The organism is Paraburkholderia jirisanensis, from assembly GCF_054782355.1.
Map to the genome: position 1 here is coordinate 208398 of NZ_BAAGSQ010000026.1, position 25421 is coordinate 233818.

Sequence of the window (25421 nt, forward strand, 5' to 3'; positions counted from 1 at the left end):
ACTAAGCCCCGTCAAAACAAATGATTGTTGTCTTTTCCTGTGCCAACCGGATCGCGGACGTGTCGTTTGCCCTTCAAGGTCATCGGCTGCATGACTCGCGATATCGCAGGTTTACTGACTGCCGTTGCTATTGCCATTGCCACTGCCGAAACCACCGCCAGGTGAGTTGTTGAATGTCGACCCACCGAATGATGAGCCGCCGAATGGCGATCCGTTCGCTGCGCCACTGCCTGTCGATGACCCGCCGAATGGCGAACTGCCGAACGGCGAACTATTCGACGACCCATTGCCCGTGGGTGCGCTATTGAACGGCGAACCATTGGACGACGAACCGCCCATCGGCAAGCCACCCGTCGGCGCGCCACCAGCCGGCAGCGCATTGCCCGACCCATCGCCAGCAGAAGTCGGCCGCGCCCCTTGCGTCAGCACAGGCGTGCGCGCGAAGAACACCCACTCGGTGTAGCTCTTCTTATCCTCAAAGCCCTGAAATTGCGCTGGAAACCGCGCAATCTGAATCGGATGCCCCGTCGACGCGCTATGCAACCCGACGATAGTCTGCCCATCCGGCGCCATCACCAGCACCCAGTCGTTTTTGCCCGTCATCGGGTCCGGATAGAGCTTGCGCAGGTGGCGCACCACATTCGGATAGCGCGGATCGCGCACAAGGTCGTCGAGCGTGCGCGGTTGCGTCGGCTGACCGAGCGGCGTGGCATTGCCATAACTGAGCAACGCGCGCTGATACTCATTGCCGACCGCAAGCAATTCGCGCTCGGCCATACGCCGCTGGTACACCGCGCCAAGCTCTGCTTCAGCCGCAGCCGTCACGCTGATGATCGCAAGCAGGATCAGCAGCGCGAGATAGGCGAAGCCACCCTGTGCGGCAACTCGGCGGCTCGCGCAAGCGCGATCACGACCGCGGCATACGCAGTTCGCACCGCGCCCGCTTGTGCCGATTCGACGAAGGTCACTCACGCCTAAAAGCTCTCATAAGCCTTGCCATCGCGGTCCGTGCCTTCGGCGCCGCTCTTCAGGTCGTACACGTTGCCCGGAAACTGTTCATCAGGCGGCGGTACGACATGCCATGTGGTGTCGCTATCGGCCACCGGATCGAACGGCAAGGTCCGCAGATAATGCTTATCCACCATTTCCTGCAGCGAATCCGGATACCGCCCCAGGTCGCCATAGAACTGGTCGATCGCCATACGCGTCACATGCAGGTTCTGCGCAAGCACCTTCTCTTTCGACGCATCGATCGAATGAAAATACTCCGGCAGCGCCAGCGTCAGCATCGTGGCGATGATCGCCAGCACGATCAGCAGTTCGATCAGCGTGAAGCCTGCCGCATGGCGCAAGCGTCCTGTCTTCCGCATCACCATCTCCGGTAGGGCACGCCGTTGAGCCCGACGCCTTTCGATAGCGAATAAACGTCGTACACGTCGTCGCCTTCCTGCGGGTCGTCCGCTTCGCTTGCATAACTGCGTTTGCCCCATGTGGCCGCATCGGCGAGTTCGGCATCGTTATTCATCGGGTCGCGCGGAATGCGGCGCAGAAAATACATCTTGTGCCCCTTCGGGTCGGTCTGGTCCGGCACACCGACCACCAGCAGGTCCAGAGTCGGCGGATAGTCGGTTGCGCCCGCATCCTTCTGGATGCGGCCGTCTTTGCTCGCCGCCTGGTACGCGTCGATGCCGTTGCGGATTTCGTGCAGTGCTGCACGCAGCTCCTGCTCGCGTTCGCGCTGGCGCATCACCTGTGCGACCGGAACGGTCATGCAGGCGAGCACGCCGAGAATCGCCAGCGTGACGAGCAATTCGATCAGCGTGAAGCCGCGCTGCGTGCGATGGTGTGCGGCATCGCGCGCACTGTCTGCACGATGCGCGTGGCACGCAACCTCAGCGCGACATGCGGCAGCGTCACGTGCGCGATGAGCACAGCCCGCACCGGCACGAAATGCGACCGCACCCATCATCGCGGAATCACCGCAAGGTCGTACGGCGAAGCGGGCGTCGCCGTCACCGGTACGCCGCCCACACCAATCATCGAACCCGCCTGCACCTGAATGGCTGTTTGCGACACCGGCGCCAGCGTGCGGAAACTCAACACCGCAAACGTGCCCTGCGTCGCGGCGCCCGTACCGCCCGACACCGAATCGGCCATGGTCAGCTGGCCGTTGTTGACGCGGCTCGAGAAGCTGGTCTGCGCGCCGCCCTGCTTCATGAAGTCGCCTTCGGTCACGCCGGTGAACTGCAGCTTGGTGTTGTCGAATGTCACGGTAGCGGGCACCGCGGTCACCGGCTGGTCCGACTGCATCATCAGCGTGACCGTCACCGTATCGCCAACCTTCGCCTGCTGCGGCCCTTGCAGCGACATCTGCGCGGTGCCGCCCAGCCCCCCGCCTCCCGGGGCGCCGACCGACGGATCGAAGCCGTTGGATCCCACCGCACCGGGGTCGCCGCTCACGCCGTTGCCAAACGATGACCCATTGCCAAACGACGACCCATTGCTGCCATACGACCCGTTACTGCCGTTGCTACCGTATGCGCCGTTGCTGCCGGCCGCGTTCGACGAGCCCGTACCCGACGCCCGGCTCGATCCACTGCTCGAGCTGCTCGACGGCGCCGCGTTGCTAACCGACACGCTGCCACCGCCGTTCGACTGGATCATGCTCTGCATGTTGCTCTCGGTGCCAGCCGTGAAATACGCCGCGCCCGCTTCCGGCCGCTGGATATTCCGAATTAGGTGCGGCGTGATCGCCAGCACGATTTCGGTATCTTTATCGTCGTTAGTGGTGGCGCCGAACAGCCGGCCCAGAATCGGAATCTGTCCGAAGCCCGGAATCTTGTTGCCGGAGGTACGCTCTTCGCTGTCGATCAGGCCGGCCAGCACGTCGGTTTCGCCGTTCTTCAGCTGCAGTACCGTGCTCGCGGTGCGCGTGCCGATTTCATACGCGGTGGTGCCGGAATTACCGGTGATCTGGTTCAGCAAGCTGCTCACTTCGAGCTGCACCTTGATGCCGACCGAGTCATCCAGATAGATGGTCGGCTCGACATTCAGCGTCAGGCCGACGTCCAGATAGTTGACCGATTGCGAGACGAAGCCTGTCGACGTCGCGGTGGACGTGATGTTCGGCACCCGTTCGCCGATCAGGATCTTCGCCTTCTCGTGATTGCGCACGCGAATGCGCGGATTGGTCAGCAGCTTCGCACTCGAATCGCTCAGGTTCGCGTTGGCGGTTGCCTGGATCGACGACACGCCGATCGTGCGTGAAGTCTGGTGAAACAGGTCGTTGAGCGACAGCGACGGCGACGAACCGTTGCCTGTCGACGTCGACCCGAACGATGAGGAGCCGAACGGGTTGCCGAACGAGCCGCTCGACGAACTGCTCGAGCCGCTGACCGGGCTGATCACGCTGCCCACCGGCAACGGCGTCAACGCCACCGAAGCCGGCCACGCGACGCCGAGATCCAGGGTCGAGTTACGCTGCACTTCGAGCACTTCCACTTCGAGCATCACTTCGGGCTCGGCCACATCTTCGAGCGCGACGAGTTTCTCGGCGAGCTTGATCGCTTCGGGCGTATCGCGCACGATCACCATGTTGAGCTTCTCGTCGACCACGATGTCGTGCGTCTTGACGATCGTCTTCAGCGTATTGGCCACCGTCTTCGCTTCAGCTGTCGACAGGAAGAAGGTGCGTACCGCGAGTTCCTGGTAATCCTTCAGCTTGGCCGGTGCATTCGGATAGATCAGTACGGTGTTTTCGTCGAGCACCTGCTGCGCGAGCTGGTTTGTGGCGAGCACATAGCGCACCGCCGCCTCGATCGTACTGTTGCGCAGATAGATCGAAGTGCGCTGATCGGTGCGCACGTCCTTGTCGAATACGAAGTTCAGCCCCGCGCTGCGCGAAATCACGTCGAACACCTGCTTGAGCGACGCATCCTTGAAGTCGATGTGAATTGGCTTGCGGTACGCGCTTGCGAGCGCCGACTCGACCCGTGCCGCGCCGGAATCGATGCCGAGGCTACGCTGCAGCGCGAGTGCGCGCGGATGCTTGGGCGCTTCAGTCAGCACCTGCACCAGCAGGCGGCGCGCGCCGTCGATATCGTGCTTGCCGGCCAGCGCCTGCGCGCGATCGACCAGCGCATTGAGCCGCGCGGCATTTTCCAGTGCAGCGATGCCGCCCAGCGCACGTTCGTCGACCGGATCCAGCGCCAGCGCCTTCTGATACGACTGGCGCGCCGCGGCCTGTGCCCCGTTCGCCGCCAGCCGATCGCCCTGCTCGTCGTAGCCCGCTATGGTGTGCTCGCGCGCCGCCAGCATCGCCTGGCGGTACTCCGCATCCTTGGGATTCTGCGCGGCTGCTTCCTGCAGCTTCGCGAGACCCTCATCGGTCTTGCCTTGCGCAAGCAGATTCTGACCGTCGCGAAAGGCCTTATCCTGGGCACAGCCGACCAGAACCACCGGCACGGCGACGCTGAGCACCAGCACGCGCCAGTTGCGTCTGGCAAAGCCGCAGGCGGCGCGAAGTTTGTTAGGTGTTGAAGATTGCGTACGCAACGGTTGCTTCCTTGAAAGGCCTTTTTTCGGGGGCTTTTTTTGTTGCGCCTGCTAGTCGGCGCTGCCTATGTCGATGGTCTGAACCGTTTTCTGCGGCAAATAAACCAGTGTGAGCACCGGCGGTTTGATCGATTCGACGCGGTACGTCGAATCGATCACCGTCTGGTCGTGCACGATCAGGGTTTCGTCGCCGCGCGCCAGATACACTTCCCAGATGCCATCCGATGACTTTTTGCCGAGATACGTAAACGGCATCAACATGGCTCCGGGCAATGGCGGCAACGGTGGAATCTGCGCATCGGAGGCGGCCATCGACGGTAATGGCGGCGCCCACGGCATGCTGCCGAACAGTTCGTGATGAGCGCCGCTAGCGTCGGCACCGAACAGCTCGGTACGCGAGCGCAGTGCGAGAATGCCGGCCGCCGATGCGGAGTTGGTTCCGTTTGCGCTGTTCGTGCTGTTCGCGCTGCCGGCCGGCGATGCGTCGCCGCGCACCGCGCGCGATGCGGCTTCGACTACCTGATCGGGGGGTGTGTGGTCCGCGAAGATCAGCAGCCCCGCGCATACGACGAACGCCACGGCCATTACTGCGTGTTTCGTTTTCATCGGCGCCCCTCGCCTGCTGTGGGGAGGGGCACAGCGGTGGCTACAGTGGGTGCACTGGCAGGACGCGTCGGACGGATCGCGTTGGTCGCGCTGACAGCGGGCGCGCTGACAGCTGGCGCACTCGCAGCAGTCGCAGTCACAGCACTGGAAGCAGCCACAGTGGTCGCACTAGCAGCACTAGCAGCACTTGCAGCACTTGCAGCACTTGCAGCACTTGCAGCACTTGCAGCACTTGCAGCACTTGCAGCAGTCGCAGCAGTCGCAGCACTAGTGGCACCAGCCACCGTAGCAAAACCCCCAGCCGCCACCGGACGCAGAAACACCGTAAAGCGCAAACTCGCCTCAACCGTCTGATCGTTGGCCGAACTACGCTTGAAGCGCATATCGTCGAGCGCGGCATACGGCACTTTCAGCAGCACCTTTTCGCAGAAACGCCGCAGGCTCGCATAATCACCCTTCACCGGCAGCACGATCGTGTAGGTCTCGAAGCGGCCGACGCGGTCGGCGGCCGGTTTGTATTCAGTCTTGTCCAGCTTGACGCCTGCCTCCGCTGCCGCATCGAACAGGCGCATCACGACCTGCTCGGTATGGCCCGCATCGCCAAGCACCGCGTAGAACGCATTGAGCCGCTCGGCCGCGAGCGTGGCAGGCGACACAACCGGCTTCGGCAACGGCGCGGAGCGCGCACGCGCAACAGCGCGCGCCTCGTCGACGATGCGCGTCGCCATACCCGGCAGCAGCGCGAACCACATCGAAGCAGCGCCCAGCGCGAACGCCCCCGCCACTAGCAAGCCGACGCTAGAACGCCTGAGCGTCAGATGCAGCCGCAGCAACACGCGCGTGAAATTCGTCATTTTCAAGGCGCGGCCCTCCGCCACTGCGCTTCGATCTGAAAGCGCAGCACGCCGTCCGTGCGATCCTTGGCCAGTTCGTTGCGCACCAGATCGACGCGCCCGAACAACGGCTGCTGCTGCAGTGCAGTCAGATAATTGATCATCTCCTGGCTGCTGCTGCTTTCCGCTTCGATTCTGAGCAGTGCACGGCTCGCATCCGGCGTGATCGACAACAACGCGACCTGATGCGGCGTGGCGGCTTCCAGCGCATTGAGGATGTCGTCCCACGGCAGGTTCAGACGCGCGATCGCAGCGTTCACCACAATGGCCTGCTTTGCGTCGATCGGTGCGCGCGCAACCGAAACGCGCACGCGCGCCGCTTGCGCGGTGCGCTCGGCGAGGTTCACGGTCTCGCGTTCGAGCGAGTCGAGGCGCGCCAACAGTTTTTGCGCACGCAGGCCTGCAACGAAGCACAACACCAGCGCCACCACCACCAGCCAGCGCACCACCGGATGGGTGCGATACAGCAGCCGCCGCGCGCTGAACGGCGCGAGGTCGATGTGCAGACGTCTCATGGTGCGGCGCCGCTCCACGCGAGTTGCGCGAGCGCGGACAACGGCGTGGTCTGCGCGAAGGGCGAAACCATCGCGCTGGCGGACGATGCCGCATCCACGGTGCCCGGCGTCGATGTCGATGAAGCGCTGGACACCTTCGACGACAACGCAAGCGCAGGCGCTGCCGCGTTGCCTGTCGTACACCAGCGCACTGCTATACCCGCTTCGTCGGTCGCTGCTTGCTGCCATGCGGCTATCTGCGGCCCATGCACGTGCAGCACGGCGGGCGGCGCCACGTTATCGAGCAATGCGGCGCGTTCGAGCTGTTCGCGCAGCCACACGAGCGGTGGCCTCTCATCCGGCAGCGCCAGCGTGCGGACCGCCCCGATACGCGCGCGCCTCGCCGCGCCGGTAACGAGACCGACCGTCAACGTGCGACATTGCAGCGTGGCCAGCCACGCATCGCTACCCAGGCGGCGATGCCAGCGATTCCACGCGGCAACAAAGTTCGGTGCGACCGCAACGAGACAGCCGCGCTGTGTCTTCACAGCCAGCTGCAAAGCCGTATGCAAACGCGGCGCAATCGCACATGCCACAAATGGACCGCCGGCTTGCCAGTCGGCGGCGATATGCCATGCGGAAGCAGGCTCCCCGTACAGCATCTGAAAACGTACGCCGGCCGCGGCGCGCAAATCCTGCATGCGGGCGCCGTTCTGCGGCGGCGTGACGATGAAATAGCGCACCAGCTCATCGTCGAAGGTTGCATAAACCGGCAGGCCCTTGCCGCCTACTTCATCCAGCGTAGCGGCAAGATGCGCGGCCAGTTCATCGGCCGCTGCCGTGGCGAAATCGGGCAGCAGCCGCTGCGCGACATGCGGCGCCGCTTTGCGTGCCGCGCCAAACCACCGCTCTTCGACTCGCAACGCCGCCACCGCACCGTGCGACAACGCGAGCCGGCAATGTCCGCGCCGCCACGAAGGGACGGCGGGCATCAGGCGCTTACGCATTCAAGGTCACCCGCTTCACTTCGGCCAGCGTCGTTTCGCCGCGCTTCACCTGTTCGAGCGCCACGTCGCGCAAATGCCGCGTGCCGTTCTTGCGCGCCTTTTCCTTGATCGCGCGGATCGGCTGTTTTTCGACAACCATGTCGCGAATTTCATCGTCGAGAATCAGGATTTCAGCGATTGCACGGCGACCACGGTAGCCTGTGCCGCGGCAATCGCCGCAGCCGGTGCCCTGACGGAAATCGAAGTCCGCCACGTCGGCACGCGTGAGCCCAAGTCGCGACAACTCGGCCTCGCTCGGCTCATAAGGCGCCGCGCAGTGCGAACAGGTCTTGCGCAATAGCCGTTGCGCCCAGATGCCGTTCAACGCCGACACGAACGCATACGGATCGATACCCATATGGCTGAAACGGCCGAACACGTCGAATACGTTGTTCGCGTGCACCGTGGTCAACACAAGGTGGCCCGTCAACGCAGATTGCACCGCGATTTCAGCGGTTTCGCGGTCGCGGATCTCACCCACCATGATCTTGTCCGGATCGTGCCGCAGAATCGAACGCAAGCCGCGCGCAAAGGTGAGGCCCTTCTTCTCGTTGACCGGAATCTGCAGAATGCCCGGCAACTGGTATTCGACCGGGTCTTCGATCGTGATGATCTTGTCGCGTCCGTTATGGATTTCGGTCAGCGCCGCATAGAGCGTGGTGGTCTTGCCCGAACCCGTCGGCCCGGTCACCAGCAGCATGCCGTACGGCTCTTCCGCGAGGTTGCGCAGCGCTGCCAGCGATTCGCCGTCGTAGCCGAGTGCTTCGAGCGTCAGCGAGCCGTACGCTTCGATCATCGCGCGCTTGTCGAGAATCCGGATCACCGCGTCTTCACCGTGAATGCTCGGCATGATCGACACGCGCAAGTCGATGTCGCGGCCGCCTGCCGCCACGCGGAAGCTGCCGTCCTGCGGCACGCGCCGCTCGGCGATGTCCAGTTCCGCCAGCACCTTCAGGCGCGAGATCACCTGCTCCGCATTCTCGATGCCGTTGATCGTTGCGGCCGCATCGAGTACGCCATCCACGCGGTATTTCAATGCGAGGCCATTCGCGGTGCTCTCCATGTGAATATCGGAGGCACCCGCTTTCAATGCGTCGTACAGCGTCGAATTGACCAGTTTCACAGCGGGGCTCGCGGCCTCGCTGACCGACTCGAACGACAACACCTGGGTGGCGCGCCCATCCGCCTGCGCGCCGATCTCGCCGGTCTCGAGGCTATCCACCGCGCGCGCCGATTCTTCCATGCGCGTGTGGTATGCCTGCAGATCGGACGGCAACGTCAGGCGCACGTCGATCGCCACGCGAGCTTGTGCAGTGAGCCATGTCTGCAGGTCGAGATCGAACGGATTGGTCAGCACGCCGACCAGCGCGCCATCGGCCTCGCGCAGCAACGCGCAGCGGCGCTGCATCGCGCGCGACAGCGGGATGCGGTCGAACGCCGGCTGCAACGCGAGCATGTCGGCGGTTTCGATCACGCGCATCGCGAGCTTGCGCGCGAGCGCATGCAGCAGTTCGCGCGGCTCGATACCAGTCAGCGCTTCCAGTTCCACCAGCAGATGGCGCTGCGTCGCCTGCGCGGCAGCGCGCGCCCGCGCGAGCACGTCTGCGTCGATCTGCGGTTCGATGAATTCCGGGGCATTCATGACAGGCTCTCCGCCAGATCGAAGATCGGCATGTACAGCAAAATCACGATCGTGCCGACTACAAGGCCGATCGCAGACATCAACAGCGGTTCGAACATCCGCGTGAAGCGGTCGATCCAGCGGCTGATCTCGCCGTCGTAGAACGCCGCCGATTTGGTCAGCATGGTGCCCAGTTCTCCGGAGCGCTCACCCACGCGCAACATGCGCAGCGAGATCGGCGTGGTCAGCCCTTGCGACTCGAATGCGCTGGACAGATTGGTGCCCGACTGCACGGCCGCGCGCGCTTGCCCGAGGCGTTCGCGCAATGCGGGCGAGATCGTGCCGCCGGCCGTTTCCATGGCCGGCACGATCGGAATGCCGCCTTCCAGCAGCATGCCGAGCGTCAGGTACAAACGCGAAAGTTGATAGATGCGCAAATGCGGGCCGAGCACCGGCAGCCGTCCGAGCAATGTGACGAGGCCGGCTTTCGCGATCGCCGCGCGCAGCAGCGTGCCGCCGCCGAGAATCACGGCAAGCGCGCCGCCCGCCAGCATCAGACCGTGGCCCGACGCGAACTTGCCCCAGTCGAGCAGCACCTGCGACATCCACGGCAGCGAACGCCCGGTGCCTTCATAAATGGTCGCGAAACGCGGCACCACATAGGCAATCAGAAACGCCGCTACGCCGCCGCCGACGAACAGCAAAATGCACGGATAAATCGCCGCGCTGACCAGCTTGTTGCGCACCGTGTCGATGCGCGATTGATAGTCGACATAGCGCTGCAGCGAGCGCGGCAAATCGCTGGTGCCTTCCGCCGCGCGCACGATGCCCACGTAAAGCGGCGGGAACACATCGGGCTGCTCGGCCAACAGGCTCGAAAAGCGCTTGCCTTCGCGCAAGCCCGACAGGATCCGCTCCAGCACGTTGCGCAGGCGCCCGCCGCCCGCGCGCTCGAGCAACGCCTCCAGCCCTTCGACGATCGACAGGCCGGCTGTCAGCAGCGCCAGCAATTCTTCGCTGAACAGGACCAGCGAAAGGCTGCCGCGCGAGGCCGCCGGCCGCCGCAGCGAGCGCAACGGCGCAAGATGCGTCGCGTGCAGTCCTTGCGCCTCGACCTGGCGGCGCGCATCGTGTTCGTCCTGTGCATCGATGGTCATCGCAACGATGCGATTGTCCGCCGAGAGTGCCCTGACTTCGTATTGCATGGTGTTTTGCCAACTCTTTGTGCTGCGAGGCCGCTATGCCCGGTCGGGATTAGCGGCGCATCGTGGCCTGCCTCAACGACTATCCCCGCTGCTTACCCGATCACTCGCTGCTGATGGCCGCTTCTTCGCCGTTGCCACCGGCTTGCTTGTTATCCGGTCCGTTCGAGATCACCGCGTAGTCGCTCTTCGCGCCGGGGATCTTGTACACGTACGGATGGCCCCACGGATCGAGCGGCACTTCCCGTTTCAGATACGGACCACCCCACTTGTCCGCATTGGCCGGTTTCACGAACAACGCGTTCAAGCCTTCTTCGGCGGTCGGATAACGCCCGACATCCAGCCGGAAGTTGTCGATTGCCTTGGTGAACACGTCGATCTGCGCATGCGCAACCGTCACCTGCGACTTGCCGAGCTGCGCGAAGTAACGCGGCCCGACCAGCGCCGCGAGCATGCCGATGATCACCAGCACCACCAGCAATTCGAGCAGCGTAAAGCCTCGTTGTTTCCTGATACGCGTGCGCATCGGCGCTGCAACGCCGACAACTGCAGAACCATGTGTTTCGAACTGCATGTGATGCTCTCCTCGTTTTGCTTGCCTAACGAACCCGTGTACTGCGTTGTAAACCGCTAACGGCCAGCATCAAATGCTGGCCGTTCATTGCCTTTAACCGGCTTTAGTTGGCACTACCCGTCATCGCATTACCAGCCGATCCCGAACTTGATGTACTCCGGCTGCGGCGCGACGATCGACGAACTGCCGTTCGACACGTCGTCATACGCAAAGCCGTACGCGAGTCCGCTGACACTGTGGTCGTGGAAGAACCGCGCGTACTCGTTGGTCGGTGACGTGCCCCACCATGCAGTCGGAGTCGGCCACTTGCTGACGTCTTCCATCACATGGCGGTTGAACGCCGCACACATCTGCGCTTCGATCTGCAGCGTGGTCGAATCGCCGGTCGCGAAGTTACCCGCACCGAGCAAGACGTCCTGGGTAGTCGGCTTGTTGACCGTGTACGTACCGCCCACAAACCCGCCGTTGTTCAGATTCACTTCCGTGAACACGAACTGGTTGCCCGTCACACGCCCGATGAAGCGGCGGTTGCCGAACAGGTTCAACACCAGGTCCTGATTCGCGTACTGCTGCCACATCTGGTCGATGTAGGCGTCGAAGTAATGACCGTTCACCTGGCCGGCGTCGAAGGTGCTCTTCGCCGGCGCCATGATGCGGATGTTCCCCGACAGTTCGCTCTGGAACGGAGCCGACACTTCCTTCGCGTAGGCCGCGAAGATGTCAGCCTTGCCCATCGTGATACCCGTCTGCATGTGCGTCGTACGGTTGTTGCCGTACACATCCTCGACCAGCGGAATGCTGAACTCGTCCACCTGGGTCGTGTTGATGAACAGCGTGTTGCCGCCGTTATCGAACTCGATCCAGTCGAACACCACGTTGACGTTCGCATCCGTGCCGTTCTGCGGGTTCGGCCCGGCAAAACCGATGTTGTTGTTCACGTCGGTCAGCACCTTGATAAACACCGGGCTGCCAAGCGACACATACATACGGGCCGACGAGATATGCGGGATCTTGATCGACTTCGCCTGTGCCAGCGTGAACGCGTAGTTCGAATAGTTGTTACTCGAGCCGTCAGCATTCGTACCCGACGTCAGGTGATTCGGCGCATCGTTGTCCGACACCAGCATCGGCATGATCGTGCCGTCCGGCTTCAGCCACACGAAGTTGCCGCTCTGCGGATCACGCCCGATGATTTCCACAAACACCTTGTCGTCCGTGAACGCACCCTTCGTGTTATTCCCGAGATCGACGTTGATAAAGCCTGGCGTGATCGGATAGTTCGGCATCGTGCTATCCACGCTCAGCGTTGCGTCGTTCGACGTCGACGGACCATTCGGGCCGGTCACGATGACGCTGAACACCGCGCCATCGTCAGCCTTCGTGGTGGCCGCCGTATCGTAGGTCCGCGTCGTCGCGCCGCTGATCGGCGTGCCGTTGCGGCGCCACTGGTACGTGAACGGACCGCTGCCCGACGGCAGCACCGCGAAGTGGCCGTTCTGGCCCACCGGCACGCTCTGCGTGGCGGGCTGCTCGATCAGGCTCACGCTCTGCTGCGGCGGCGGCGTCGAAGACGACGTGCCGCTGTTGTACACCGCCATCTCGAACAGCGAGTAACCGTAGCCCGTGCTGCGCTTGATGCCGTGCATCCGCACATAGCGCGCCGTGACCGGCGACGTGAACTTGTCGTCTTCCACGCCACCGTTGCTGTTCGAGTTGGTGAACGCCGTGCTCCAGTTGTTGTTGTCGTTCGACGTCTCGATCACGTAGTTCGTTGCGTGTGCGTTTTCCCACGTCAGCACCACACGGTCGAACGTCTGTGCCGTGCCGAGATCGACCGCGAGCCACGAATCGTCGACATAGGCGGACGACCAGCGCGTAGTCAGGTCGCCATCCGTTGCCGCCGATGCCGGCGTACCGTCGTTTTCAATGCCACTAGCCGTCGTCACCTGATGCAGCGCCAGGTTCACGCTTGCCGCCAGCGGAACGAAGGTCACGTTGATGCTGTGCGCCGCCGTCACGTTGGTGAAGGTGTAGCTGGTCTGCGCGGGCACTTCCTGGCCATCCACCGTCAGCGAGCCAACACCGAAGCCCGCTGCCGGCACTGCCGTGAAAGTCTGCGAACCGGCCTGGTTCACATTGATTGCACCCGACGGGCTGATCGAACCGTTAGCGCTGCTGGTCGCGTTGATCACGACCTTCGGCGTCGCCGCCGAGTTGTAAATCTCGAACTCGAACAGCGAGTAACCGTACTGCGTCGCGCGCTGCACGCCTTGCATACGCACATAGCGTGCGGTCGTGGCCGGTACCGGAATGTCTTCGGTACCACCGGTGCCTGCGTTTTGCGTCACGAGCGGCGCCCACGTCTTGTTGTCGTTGGACGACTCCAGCACATAGGCCTTGCCGAATGCGTTTTCCCAACGCAGTACCACGCGGTCGAACAACGCCGGCGCACCCAGGTCGACCGTCATCCATGCATCGTCGGCAAAGTTCGACGACCAGCGCGAGCCGAGATTGCCGTCCACCGCGTTGACTGCCGTGTCGCCGTCGTCCTGCGCACCGCTCGACTGCACCACTGCGTTCAGCGCCAGGTTCGCGCTACGCGGCGCGGTCGAGCCGCCGGTGTTGCCGGTGCTGCCGTCGTTGCCGGTACCGGTGTTGCCGTTACCGCCGTTGTCGCTGCCGGTGTCGCCACCGGTGTTGCCATTGCTGCTGCCCGGCGGCGGGTTGACGGTCAGCGTCACGCCCGCGCTCTGCGGCGAATCGCCCGCCACATTGCTGACGATCACGCTGAACGTCGCGCCGCTGTCGCTCGCCACCGTTGCCGGCGTCGTGTACGACGGCACCGTGGTGGTTGCCACCAGCGCGCCGTTCTTGAACCACTTGTAAGTCAGCGGGCCGGTGCCGCTTGCCACTACCGAGAACGTCGCGGCATCACCCTGATTCACCGTGACCGGTGCAAGCGGCGTGGTGATCGCCGGCAATACCGGCATGTTGTACACCTGGACCTCATACAGCGAGTAGCCATAGCCCGTGTTGCGCTTGGTACCGACCATCCGCACATAACGCGCATTGACCGTATCGAAGGTCAGATCGTCAACCGCACCCTGCTGACCCGTCTTCGTCACGACCGTGTTCCATTGCTGCAGGTCGCTGGACGTCTGAATCGTATAGTCCGTTGCACGCGCGTTCTGCCAGAACAGCACCACGCGATTGAACGTACGCACCGTGCCAAAGTCCAGTTGCAGCGTTTGCGGATCCGCGAAAGCCGACGACCAGCGCGTATCCATACTGCCGTCCACTGCATTCGACGCCGGATAAGCGGGGCTTTCCAGATCACCCGAAGTGGCCGTCGCGCCGAGCGCGAGGTTCACCGAGGCCGAGTTCGGCCCATACGTCACGCTGATCGTGTGGCCAACCCGCACGTCGTTGAACGTGTAGCTGTTCACGAGACCAACGTCCACGCCATCCACCTGTACGTTCGTGACTGCAAAGCCGTCAGCCGGCGTGAACGTGTAGGTCTGCGTGCCGCCCTGATACACCTGCGTAGTGCCTGCCGGCGACACCGTACCGCTACCGGTGACGTTCGCTGCAATACCGAACTGCGGGGTATTCGCGGTGTTGTACACACCGAACTCGAACATCGAATAGCCGAACTGCGTCGAACGCTTGGTACCGGTAAAGCGGACATAGCGAGCCGTGCGTGCTGCAAAGCGCCAGTCTTCTTCGGCACCCGCGCCGTTGTTCTGCGTCACTGCGTTCTGCCAGCTCTGCCCATCCGGCGACGTGTCGACCGTATAAGCGACGCCGAACGAATCCTGCCAGTCGATCACAACGCGATCGACCGTCTGCGCCGTACCGAGATCCACCAGCAACCACTGCGGATCGGTGAAGGCCGACGACCAGCGGCTGTTGATGTCGCCGTCTACAGCGTTCTGCGGCAGCAGGCCATCGTTTTCCGAACCGCTGGCCGTTACCGTCGCACCGATCGCAAGATCGGCGCTCGGGGTCTGCGGCGGGGGCGGCGTGCCACCGTTTCCGCCGTTACCACCATTGCCGCCATTACCACCATCACCGCCATTGCCACCGTTACCACCATTACCGCCGTCACCACCATTGCCGCCACCCGCGCTCACCGTCAGCGTGGCTGCCTGGCTCGGCGTGGTGCCGCCCGCGTTGCTGACGCGCACCGTGAACTGCGCATTGTTGTCGTCCGACGTGACAGCCGGCGTCGTGAAGCTGTTGGTGGTCGTGATGCCCACCACCTTGCCGTTCTCGCTCCATTCGAAGCGATTCGGACCCTTCACCGTGTCGTCGAGCAGCACCGTGAACGTCGCGCTCTGCCCAGCCGGCACCGTCTGGCTAGCCGGTTGCGTCTTGATCACCGGCGCACCGGAAGTCGGACCCGACACGCACAGTGCCGCGACCGGGGTGTTATCGATGATCTGCGACACCGACTGACCCGCCGAGCTCACGGTAAAGGCACGGCCCTGCTGGGTCGTATCAGGCGTCGTGGTCCACGTGGTCCACGGACCCGGGAACGCACACTGCGTGAAGTTCGGACCCGCTACCGTCAACGCTTCGTTCTGCGTCGGCACGCGCATGCCGACCGACGCGCAGTACTGTTGCGCGACCGGCTGCGTGAACTGGTCACCCTGACCCGGGAACGTCGTTGCCAGTTGCTGCCACGTCAAACCGCTGACGTTGTCCTTCACGGTCGGGCCAAACGGACCCGACGGGATTTGCGGGAACGGCGACTGCCACGTACCCGATTGAGCCGGGATCGGCGTGAAACGCTCGGTTGCCATGCCGCACTGCGGCGTGTCGAACACTTCGAACTCGAACAGCGAATAACCGAAATCCGTCGCGCGATGCACGCCCTGCATGCGCAGGTAGCGGTGCGTCGTGCTCGGGAACGACTGCGGGTCGGTACCGCCCGTGCCGTTGGTTACCGGTTTGATGACGGTCCAGTTCTTGTCGTCGTCGGAGACTTCGATGTTGTACTGGCTCGCGAACGCGTTTTCCCACACGAACACCACTTCGTCGAAGGTCTTCGGCGTGCCGAAATCGAGCTCGACCCAGCCGTTGTCGTCGCCGATTGCGGAACCCCAGCGCGTGGTGGTGTTGCCATCGTTGACGAAGCGGGCAGCCAGGTTGTCGCCTTCGGTCTGGCTCGACGATGCGAATGCGCCGATTGCGAGGTTGGAGTTATCACCACCGCTGACCGACAGCGTGAACGGCGTCGTGCTTGCCGTACCGCCGGCGTTGCTCACCGTCACCACATACTCGCCCGAGTCGGTGCTCGAAGCCGAGACGATCGACAGCACCTTCTTGTCGACACCTTGCAGCACCGTGGCGCCGTTCTTGGTCCACGTATACGTCAGCGGATCCGAACCGGTCGCGACCACGCTCAGGCTCACGCTCTGGCCAACCGGCACGCTCAGGCCATGCGGCTGCGACACGATGGTCGGCGGCGTTGCGGTGCCGACCGTCATCTTCGCGTCCTGCGAGGTTGCCGAACCGGCAGTATTGGTCACCACTACGCTGAACAGCGAGCCGTCATCCTGAATCGACGCAGCCGGCGTGATGTACGTCTGCTGTTGCGCGGACGGATCGGCAATCGCCACACCGTTCTTGCGCCACTGATACGTCAGCGTCGGCGAACCCTGTGCACCCACCGTGAAGCTGGTGGAATTGCCGGCCGTCACGGTTTGCGGCGCAGGCTGCGTGTTGATCTGCGGCACAGCCGGTTCGACCACGTGCAGCGTCGCGGTTTGCGACGGCACGCTGCCACTGGCATTACTCACCGTCACGCTAATCGTGGCGTTGTTGTCGCCCGATTGCGTAGCCGGCGTCGTGTAGCTGAAGCTGGTCGCGTTGTCGATCTGCTGGCCGTTCTTGAACCACTGGAACTTCAGCGGAGAAGCGCCCGCCGCAAGCACCGTAAAGGTGGCCATCTGGCCGCGCGTCACCGTCTGGTCGGTCGGCTGCGTCACGATCTGCAAGCCCGTTGCCTGCTGCGCGCCGATAACCAGATCCGTACCATCAAACGTTTGCTGGCTAACCACCGGCAACACCACGAACGACGTGCTGCCTGCGCCAAGGCCGTTTGCCGTGGCCGTCACATGCACGGTGCCCGGCGTGAAGGTCGTCTTGACCGCAACCCGCGTGATGCCGCCTTCCGCGAACACCTTCGGATCGCCCGGTGCGTGGAAGCCTTGCGCCAACGGCACACCGTTTTGCTGCGCAACGTAGTGATCGGAGCCACCGCGGTACTCACCGGCGACATCCGACGACGGCACGTTGAACGTGAGTTCCGGCGTCGCGTCCGGCACGAGGTTGCCGTTCGCATCCACCACGCGTGCCGTAATAACGGCTACATCCGTGCCGTTAGCGCGCAGATCGAATTGCGAGCCATCGGGCTTCGGCGTCGACGGTTCCACATTCAGCACGATGTGATCGGCGGCGCCTGCGGTCACCTGCACGTCTTGCGCCACGGCCTGGCCGGAGCTGTTCAGACAGACCGCCTTCAGCGTGCCCGGCACCCACGTGATGTTGTCCCAGTGCACCTGGCCCGGCAACTGCGTGGTGCTCTGCGTCAGGTTCGAGCTCGAGTCCGAGGTCGTCGGGTTCGGCGTCTGGTCAGCGCCAGCGGGCTGATCGTTGACCAGCAGACGCACCGACGGACAGTTACTGAACGCGTTCACCGTCACGGTGCCCGAACGGTTCCAGTTATAAGCCAGTTTGACCACCGGCTTACGGTCGAACGACGTCCAGATTGCTTCGTAGATGTAGTAAAGCAGACGCGGCAGACGATGCTCGTCCATCATCGACGCGCCGTTGCTGCGCACGCTGCTGTTCAACGTACCGTCGACCTGGTCGACGATTTCACCCGGCGTGTCAGCCAGATACCAATGCGCAATACCCATCGACTTGATGAGCACGCTGTGCACCCAGTTGTTCACATACGGCGCGGCAAACGCGAGTTCGAAGTCGTACTTCGCACGGCCCACGCCATTGCCCCAGTATTCGGAACCCACCGACGGCGAATTCGGAAACTGATTCTTGACACCGATGTCGCAGCCGTCACCGCTACAACCGAGCAGATCGCCGTTAGCCGGATTCGGCGTGCGGTCTGCCTGGGCGCGCGTATTGATCGGGTCCCACTGAATCGAAATCTGCTTCAACGCTTGCGCGATCGGCGTGGCGGTCGCGCCGTTGTCAGCTTCCCATGCAAGCACCGACGGGTGATTACGCCCGTTGACGATCATGTCCCGATGCAGTTCCTGCTTCAGGGTCCAGTTGGTCGGCGATGCGCAATTCTGCGTAACGGTATCGGTACAGAAGCTAGCAAAACCGTTCTCACCGTCGCCGCTCGGCTGCATCACCATAATGCCGAACGCGTCTGCCGCATCGAGGAATACCGGGCCTTCCGACGAATGGCCCGGACGCCAGATGCTGCCGCCGGCTTGCGCGAGCAGATACAGGTCGTTCCACTTCAGGTTGTCCGGCACAGCCGAGCCGAGCGCCGGATAGTCATAGCGGCCCGATGCGCCCCACAGGTAGTGCGGCACACCGTTAAAGTACGGGAAGTTGTTGTCCCACGTGATCACGCGGATCCCGAGCGGCGTCTCTTTCACGTCGACCACGCTGCCGTTCACGCTGACCGTGTGGATCACGTGATACAGGTACGGGCCGCCGTTTAGCACCGGGCTGTTGTTCGGGTACCAGAAGATCGGGTTCTGCACCGTCATCGTCTGGTCGAACGGCGTCGGCGTCAGCGCAGGGCCGGCGTTGGGCGGAATCGTCTTGGTGTTTTGAGCCGTCGCGACGACGTTGCCCTGTGCATCGACGATCTGCGTGGTTAGCGTCACGCTCTGGTCAGCTTGACCAACCGCGTTCTCGTTCAGAACGTTGGTCTGCACGCGCACCGTTGCCGAGGACGAACTCACGCCGGTGGTGGCAACGTAGGTACCCCACGTTTGCAGCACCGAATAGACGTTCTCCGGAATGTGCACCTTGTCGGTGATGTGCATCCACACGTGGCGGAACAAACCCGAGTCGTCCTGGCCAAAGCGGAACGCACCGCTGAAGCTCGGCGCCTCGAAGAAGTTTGCGTTACGTGCGGTTTCGACGGCGATCACGTTATCGGTGCCGTCGAAGTGCACGTAGTTCGTGATGTCCACTTCGAACGGCACGAAACCCACCACGTGCGTCGCGTTTGGGTTGACCGCGCTGTTGCCCTTCAGGAAGGTACCGTTGATGAACACGCGCGCACCGGTATGAGCCCCTTCGAACTCGACCAGGATCTTGCGGTTCGAGTACGTCGGGTCCATCTTGAAGTGCTTGCGATACCAGATGATGTTGCCCGTCAGCTGGCCTTCGCCGCCGCCAGACTCCATGTTCAGGAAGGTATCGTTATCCGACGGCGATTGCGGCACGCCCTTCGACGCCCAACTGGAGTCGTCGAATTGCGGCGTGGCAAAGGCGTCGTTGTCCGTGTCCTTGATGTATTTCCAGGGCGTTTGTCCAAGATCGATATCGATCCGGTTGGACGGCGGTAAGGCTTCGCTTGTAGCAGCTTGGGCAGCAGCAGCGAAGCCTAGCAACACCCCTAGCAATACAAACCAGCCCGTGAGCTGCCCCGTAAGATGCCTGGCGCGATCGCGCATTATGAGTATCCCTTCTTCAGGTTTTGATACATGGTTTTAGTACGCGTGGCTTCGCCTCGACTGCGCCTGGCCAGGCTGTCGATGGCGAACTCCTCTGTCGATGCGATGCCTAAGCGCTAACGGCTCTCTGACATCCGGCGGGGGATTATCGGGTCTCAGTAATGTTGACGGAATGTCCAGAATGCGTAGCGATGTACGGAAATGCGAAGTGCGCTTCGGGCCGCAAACGATTGCTTGAGCCAAAACGATTACTGGGCTTGGTCGAGCGAGGAATTGTGACGGAGCAGTGACTGTGGTTACGCGGTAACTCTTTCGTAGCTTTGTTGCCTGGCGTGCTAAGGGACGAAGTAGTTCTTGCTAAACACTGTCTAAGCAGCGTGATGGGCGTTCGGGTTACGCGCCTAAAGTTCGCATGCTGACAAGGCTGCTTAAGCGCCTAAGGCCTCGATCGCAAGGCTTTAGTGACGGTCGCTCAAGAGTTCGGCGGTTTGGCTGCAAGGGTGTTAAAGGTCATTTTACGCCATGGCACTTTTAGACCACAACTTCGCGAAGCTGCGCGCGTCCGGTACGTCCAGTCGACCGCTCTTTTGATCCGGTCAAAATTTACCCGATGCAGTGCATCAACCGTAAATTATTCTGATTATGCAATTTCAATGTAGTGCGTGATTTACGTTAATTCCGCATTTAATTGTTTCGCATATTCCGGCCGTCGTTTGAAATATTTTGCAATAGAGTTGACACGCCAACGTTTGCCCAATTAATCTGTCGCTCATCGTAAGCCAGTAGTCATCAAAACGAACGCCTTCATTCAGGTTCGATAAAGCCGGCAAGCGTGTTCTGCCTGCGCGCGGCGCCTGCCGCGCGTTGCGTTTCAGCATTACTGCAATTCTCCAGTTCGCACTTTAAAGGCATAGATATCGGCGTAATTAGCTGAGGCCCGCTTTCGCCTGTTTATTGACGAATTTTCGTTCGCCTTTGCGCGAATGAGGGGAGTCTTTTTTCCGCATTCCCAGATATTGATTATTAACGTTCCGCACATTTCATAGAAGTTATATCCAATCGAGGACTAACAATGCGTGACCATTTCCAGTTAAAGATGGTGTCGATGCTGCTAGCCGGCACGATGGCATTGAGCGCATGCGGAGGCGGTGCAGACGACGTCGGCCTGGCCTCTAACAAGGCAAGCCAGGGCGGCGCTGCCGCGGCCGGCGCAGCATCGCAACCGGCCAGCGTTCCTGCCGTGCCGACACAACCGGTCGTCGCCGACAAGACGATCAACAAGACTGTCAAGCCGGTTGAATTGCCGAACACGGTCAAGCCGATCAACTACAAGCTATGGTTCCGGCCGAACCCCGACCTGTCGTCGTTCGACGGCCGCGCGGACGTCGAGCTCGAGGTGACGAAGAACGTCAACCAGATCGTGATCGCCGGGCACCGGATCAAGTTCACCAGCGGCAAGATCATGCTGCAGCCGGGCAATATCCCGCTGATCGCCACGCCGCAGGACGACGGCGACTTCTATCAGCTGCGGCCATCGAGCGGGCACATTCCCGCCGGCAACTACTCGTTGCATATGGAGTGGTCGGGCATCATCAACTTCAAGTCCTACGACGATCCGGCCACGCACACCGGCGGCAGTTGCGGCGACGACCAATACCCTGGCTGCTCCGCGGCGGAGGGCGTCTTCCGCGTCGATCTGAAATCGACGGATGGCGCGACGAGCGGCGCGATCCTGACGCAAGGCGAAAGCAACCTTGCCCGGCAATGGTTCCCAGGTTGGGACGAACCGGCGTTCCGGCCGACTTACGAAGTGTCAGCAGAAGTGCCGCAGAACTGGCGCGTCGTATCGAATGCCGCCGAGCTGCCGCCGGTGAGCGTCGATAGCGGCTACAAGCGCGTGTCGTTCGAAAAGACGCCGCCGATGCCATCGTACCTGCTGTTCTTCGGCGGCGGCCTGTTCGATACGCTCGAAGACGACTTCGTGAGCCCGCTGCCGGACCACAAGAACCTGCACCTGCGCATCTTCACGCCGCCGGGCATGCGCGACTGGGCCGTGCCGGCGATGCAGCAAACCAAGCAGGCGCTCGATTACTACTATCGCTATACGGGCATTCCGCTGCCGTTGAGCAAGTTCGACACGGTTGCCGCGAATGACGCATTCAAGGCGCAGAAAGACCTGAACTTCGGCGGGATGGAGAACTGGGGCGCCATTCTCGAATTCGCCGACGACATTCTGCCGGCGCCGGGCACCGCGATGTCCGACTATGGCGTGACCGTGCTGACGCACGAAGCCGCGCACCAGTGGTTCGGCGACCTCGTGACGCTCGACTGGTGGGACGACGTGTGGATGAACGAGTCGTTCGCGACGTTCTTCGAGAACAAGACGAAGATCCAGTTCTTCCCCACCCGCTTCAACTGGGTCGACGAGGTCAAGACCAAGTACGCGGTGATGCAACGCGATTTGCGTAACACCGCGTTCCCGATCCAGCCGAACTTCAACGATTGGGCGTCTAACGACTTTGTGATTCGTGCCAGCGCGTTCACGTACGACAAGGGCGGCATCGTGCTGAAGACGATCGAGAATTATCTCGGCGAAGGCGTGATGCGCAAGGGCCTGCAATCGTATCTGGCCGACTACTCGTTCGGTAACGTGACGCCGCAGCGGTTGTGGAAAGAGCTTTCGAAGGCGAGCGGCGAGCCGATGGAAGCGATTGGCGACAGCTACGTGCGTCAAACCGGCGTGCCGCTTGTTTCACTCGACACGCAATGCGATCTGACGACGAACCAGACGATCGTGACGCTCAAGCAGCAGCCGTATCCGAGCCAGAACACGTATCCGGGCATCCAGTGGGCGGTGCCGTTGACGCTGGCTTATGGCGATGGATTGATCCGCCGCAAGACGGTTGCGTTGAAGGATACGCAGATGCAGGTGCGGTTGAATGGGTGCACGAGCGTGGTGGCAGATCCGACCGGCCTGGACTACTACGTGATCAACTATGGCGATAACGCGTGGAGCCAGCTGCTTGCGCAAAGCAGCACGATCGTCAGCGATCCGGTACTGCTGACCAATCTGCAGATGGAAGCGAAGATGCTGGTTGCTTCGGGCCTCGCCAATGCTTCACGGGCGACGACGATTGGTTCGTTGACGCCGCCGAGCGCAACGGCACGCCGTCAGATGCTCGCGACGCCGCAAGCGCAGCCGGAACGTCCGGTGCTGCACTTCCAGGGCAAGCTGAAGCAGCGTAGCAGCAGCGCTACGGAGTAAGCGATATGTAGGTAGCGGTGAACCGTCCCGGTTCGCGGTAGTAGCGCGGCCGGGACGGTGGCTTTAAAGGCACCGTTGTTCGCTTTAGCTTTAATAAGCCTTTGTTTTTATGGCGTCTTTCGGATTTGCACGCCGTGCACAACATGCACCTGTCTGTTTTTTTCCCGATAAGATGTGGCGAGTGGCCGGCACATGCCGGTGCCTACTTTTCCGGAGACAAGTCATGATTTCAGGCCGTGCGCAAGTTACCGAATTGATCGTTGCAGCAAAGGTCCGTAAAGGACTCAAGTGGGCGCAGATTGCTAAAGAAGTGGGGCAGTCGAAGGAGTGGACCACCGCGGCTTGTCTTGGACAGATGACCTTCGACAAAAGGCAGGCGGAGATTGTCGGCAAGCTGTTCGATCTGCCGGATGAGGCCGTGGCCTGGCTGCAGATCGTGCCTTATAAGGGCTCGCTGCCGACAGCGGTTCCGACTGATCCCGCGATCTATCGCTGGTATGAGGTGGTGAGTGTGTATGGCACCACCATCAAGGAACTCATTCATGAAGAGTTCGGCGACGGCATCATGAGCGCTATCGACTTTTCGATGGATATCCAGCGGGAAAGCGATCCTAAGGGGGACCGGGTTAAGGTGGTGTTGTCCGGGAAGTTCCTGCCGTATAAGACGTATTGAGTTGTTGCGCCGAGGCCCCGTTAGTACGGGGCCCTTCGCTCACGATGCGCGTTTGCTAGTGTGCCGCGTGCGCAACAGCGGCTTCGGGATTCGTACAGGGTGTTTCTTCACCCGTTATCCAGGTTCTATGGGTTGTGCTGTACACGCTCCATAGGATTTTTTCTTGCCTTGTTGGCGTAAGGCAGACTTTGATCTGTTCGATGGCGTCCATCATGGTATCCGCAAAGGCTTCATCGTCCAGTTCGTCGAGTGCTTCTAGCTGCTCCTCATAGTTCGACAGGCCGATCGAGTTCAACTCGGTACGGATGAAGTCGAACACCCATTCATTGAACAGGAAAGTCATCTCGTCTGTGTCGGTGGGCGGATGGAAATGCAGCGGTACATAGCGAATGCGTGGTGCACCTTCCGCGACGATGATTGAACTCGTGCCATCCACTGCGACACCGTGAGTCATCATGCACCAGAGCTTACCGTTGCAATCACGGATATGTTTCAGCAGGTCAAATTCCTCTAAAGGCATGACCTGCCAGTAGCCGCCGTTGTCTTTTAGGTCATATCTGTTGCGCAAGGTCGCGTATACGTTCGCAACGATGCGGGACAGGAAGATAGCCGGACCTTTGGCGTGTTCACTACCGACCGTGACAGGCTCGATCAATATACTGGTGCGGCCGTAACGCTTTTGCACGACAAGCCATAGCGACATGGGAGCGATATATCGGGTTTGCAGTTCCACGCTTTATTCCTCCATGGTCGCGCATATGCGGCGACAGCATCTGCGCGACATAAGCCGGGCCTCCTGCCGGAGATCCCTGATGATGTTTGGTCGGCCCCGCCGATTTACCAATTAATGCGGCGGCTGCTGGTGGCCTGGGTGCGGCCCATGTTCGCCAATGACGCCTTCGGTTTTGCAACCGTAGCGCCATACCTCTGCGCCAATGAACGTGAGTGGAATGTCGTCGACTGTGCAGCTATCGATACCTTCGATGACTTCCCTCTACTAGTGAATTTGTCTCTCAGCCTCAACAGCGCTCGTCTCATTACGATGCCCGCGTCGTACGCCTGCCAGTTCTTCAATTCGAATTCTCCATGGAATGCCGGAAAGGACCGATCGCGATGCAGACCGGGCGTATGCGCATTTGTCCCGCGCAAGCTAAAAATCCTCGGCGGAAATACATGGTGGAGAAATCAGCGAATTCCTAAAATGGGGAGCTATCGATGCGCATCGCATGGGTGTTCGATTTGGTATCCGATAAATTCTGTCGGATATGTCGAATAATTCGGATGCTTCACGCTCGCTCTGAGATTTTCTCAATCTGCTCCTGACCTGCCTTGGGAATCTGAGGCCAGATTGATCCAGGATAACGGCGCATCCACGTGGAGCGCGTCATGAAGAAGAGTCGATTCAGCGATTCTCTGGCACACCGAGTTTGACGAGGGCCTGGCGTTGGGCTGGGCTCAGCCGTCGTCCACTGCCCGCAGCGAACAACGCTGACTTTCCGTTTACCTTGGCCTCGACAATTGAAACGGTGGAATTCCTAATAGAACGTGCATCGCCGCCGCCAGCAAGCGTTTATATTCAATTCGTATTTCGCCTGTAGACTGCGGCACGGGCGTGCCCACTTCGCTGCTGACGTATCGTCTTCGTCAGGTGGCTGCGTATTCAGTTGATCGTGTTACGGAAAGGCCCGGCGCAAGCCGGGCTTTTGCGATGTAGGCACAGACCCGTTAGCAAAATGGTCGGGCCCCACCCGCAGGAATAACCCTCCTCTCCAGTTGTTTTGCATAAAGCAGCCGCTCCGCCGTCACACACGCTGACAGCCATGC

At 61.6% G+C, this 25421-nt stretch carries 16 protein-coding genes; 2 read left to right on the forward strand and 14 right to left on the reverse strand.

Annotated features, from left to right (window positions below; translation table 11 throughout):
* Positions 1-111: 111 nt before the first annotated feature.
* The 12 genes from ACYVNQ_RS17300 to ACYVNQ_RS17355 all read right to left on the reverse strand — a co-directional run bounded on the left by ACYVNQ_RS17300 (position 112) and on the right by ACYVNQ_RS17355 (position 19659).
* Positions 112-972 (reverse strand): type II secretion system protein, encoded by an 861-nt coding sequence (locus ACYVNQ_RS17300; protein ID WP_460903778.1) that lies wholly within the window; start codon positions 970-972, stop codon positions 112-114.
* 2 nt (positions 973-974) lie between these two features.
* Complete coding sequence (locus tag ACYVNQ_RS17305; RefSeq protein ID WP_460903779.1) at positions 975-1370, reverse strand: type II secretion system protein; 396 nt, start codon at positions 1368-1370, stop codon at positions 975-977.
* Positions 1370-1969 carry a type II secretion system protein gene (locus ACYVNQ_RS17310; RefSeq protein WP_460903780.1) on the reverse strand — a complete coding sequence of 200 codons (600 nt, stop codon included), beginning with the start codon at positions 1967-1969 and terminating at the stop codon, positions 1370-1372. Before ACYVNQ_RS17310 ends, ACYVNQ_RS17305 begins: the two co-directional genes overlap by 1 nt.
* Complete coding sequence (locus ACYVNQ_RS17315) at positions 1966-4554, reverse strand: cohesin domain-containing protein (protein WP_460903781.1); 2589 nt, start codon at positions 4552-4554, stop codon at positions 1966-1968. Before ACYVNQ_RS17315 ends, ACYVNQ_RS17310 begins: the two co-directional genes overlap by 4 nt.
* 51 nt (positions 4555-4605) lie before the next feature.
* Complete coding sequence (locus ACYVNQ_RS17320) at positions 4606-5160, reverse strand: hypothetical protein (RefSeq protein ID WP_460903782.1); 555 nt, start codon at positions 5158-5160, stop codon at positions 4606-4608.
* Positions 5157-6020 (reverse strand): hypothetical protein, encoded by an 864-nt coding sequence (locus ACYVNQ_RS17325; protein WP_460903783.1) that lies wholly within the window; start codon positions 6018-6020, stop codon positions 5157-5159. Before ACYVNQ_RS17325 ends, ACYVNQ_RS17320 begins: the two co-directional genes overlap by 4 nt.
* Complete coding sequence (locus ACYVNQ_RS17330; protein ID WP_460903784.1) at positions 6017-6568, reverse strand: PilN domain-containing protein; 552 nt, start codon at positions 6566-6568, stop codon at positions 6017-6019. Before ACYVNQ_RS17330 ends, ACYVNQ_RS17325 begins: the two co-directional genes overlap by 4 nt.
* Positions 6565-7554 carry a hypothetical protein gene (locus ACYVNQ_RS17335; protein WP_460903785.1) on the reverse strand — a complete coding sequence of 330 codons (990 nt, stop codon included), beginning with the start codon at positions 7552-7554 and terminating at the stop codon, positions 6565-6567. The genes ACYVNQ_RS17330 and ACYVNQ_RS17335 overlap by 4 nt, the downstream gene beginning before the upstream one ends.
* Positions 7547-9235, reverse strand: a complete 1689-nt coding sequence (locus ACYVNQ_RS17340) for a GspE/PulE family protein (protein WP_460903786.1) — start codon at positions 9233-9235, stop codon at positions 7547-7549. Before ACYVNQ_RS17340 ends, ACYVNQ_RS17335 begins: the two co-directional genes overlap by 8 nt.
* The gene (locus tag ACYVNQ_RS17345; RefSeq protein WP_460903787.1) at positions 9232-10419 is read right to left on the reverse strand and encodes a type II secretion system F family protein; all 1188 of its coding nucleotides are present in this window, start codon (positions 10417-10419) and stop codon (positions 9232-9234) included. Before ACYVNQ_RS17345 ends, ACYVNQ_RS17340 begins: the two co-directional genes overlap by 4 nt.
* Before the next feature lie 100 nt (positions 10420-10519).
* Entirely contained in the window at positions 10520-10942 is a 423-nt protein-coding gene (gspG, locus tag ACYVNQ_RS17350) for a type II secretion system major pseudopilin GspG (RefSeq protein ID WP_460904945.1), read from the reverse strand.
* Positions 10943-11118: 176 nt separating this feature from the next.
* Positions 11119-19659 carry a discoidin domain-containing protein gene (locus tag ACYVNQ_RS17355; RefSeq protein ID WP_460903788.1) on the reverse strand — a complete coding sequence of 2847 codons (8541 nt, stop codon included), beginning with the start codon at positions 19657-19659 and terminating at the stop codon, positions 11119-11121.
* Positions 19660-20731: 1072 nt separating this feature from the next.
* Between ACYVNQ_RS17355 and ACYVNQ_RS17360 the strand changes: the two genes are divergently transcribed.
* Both ACYVNQ_RS17360 and cynS read left to right on the forward strand, forming a co-directional pair.
* The gene (locus ACYVNQ_RS17360) at positions 20732-22924 is read left to right on the forward strand and encodes a M1 family metallopeptidase (protein WP_460903789.1); all 2193 of its coding nucleotides are present in this window, start codon (positions 20732-20734) and stop codon (positions 22922-22924) included.
* 223 nt (positions 22925-23147) lie between these two features.
* Positions 23148-23597: a cyanase gene (gene cynS, locus ACYVNQ_RS17365; RefSeq protein WP_460903790.1), complete on the forward strand. Its 450-nt coding sequence runs from the start codon at positions 23148-23150 to the stop codon at positions 23595-23597.
* Positions 23598-23652: 55 nt separating this feature from the next.
* Here cynS and ACYVNQ_RS17370 read toward each other — a convergent pair whose 3' ends face one another.
* Together ACYVNQ_RS17370 and ACYVNQ_RS17375 are read right to left on the reverse strand one after the other, a co-directional pair.
* Positions 23653-24330 (reverse strand): hypothetical protein, encoded by a 678-nt coding sequence (locus tag ACYVNQ_RS17370; protein WP_460903791.1) that lies wholly within the window; start codon positions 24328-24330, stop codon positions 23653-23655.
* A 669-nt stretch (positions 24331-24999) separates the two neighbouring features.
* Positions 25000-25137: a hypothetical protein gene (locus ACYVNQ_RS17375; RefSeq protein WP_460904946.1), complete on the reverse strand. Its 138-nt coding sequence runs from the start codon at positions 25135-25137 to the stop codon at positions 25000-25002.
* Positions 25138-25421 lie beyond the last annotated feature (284 nt).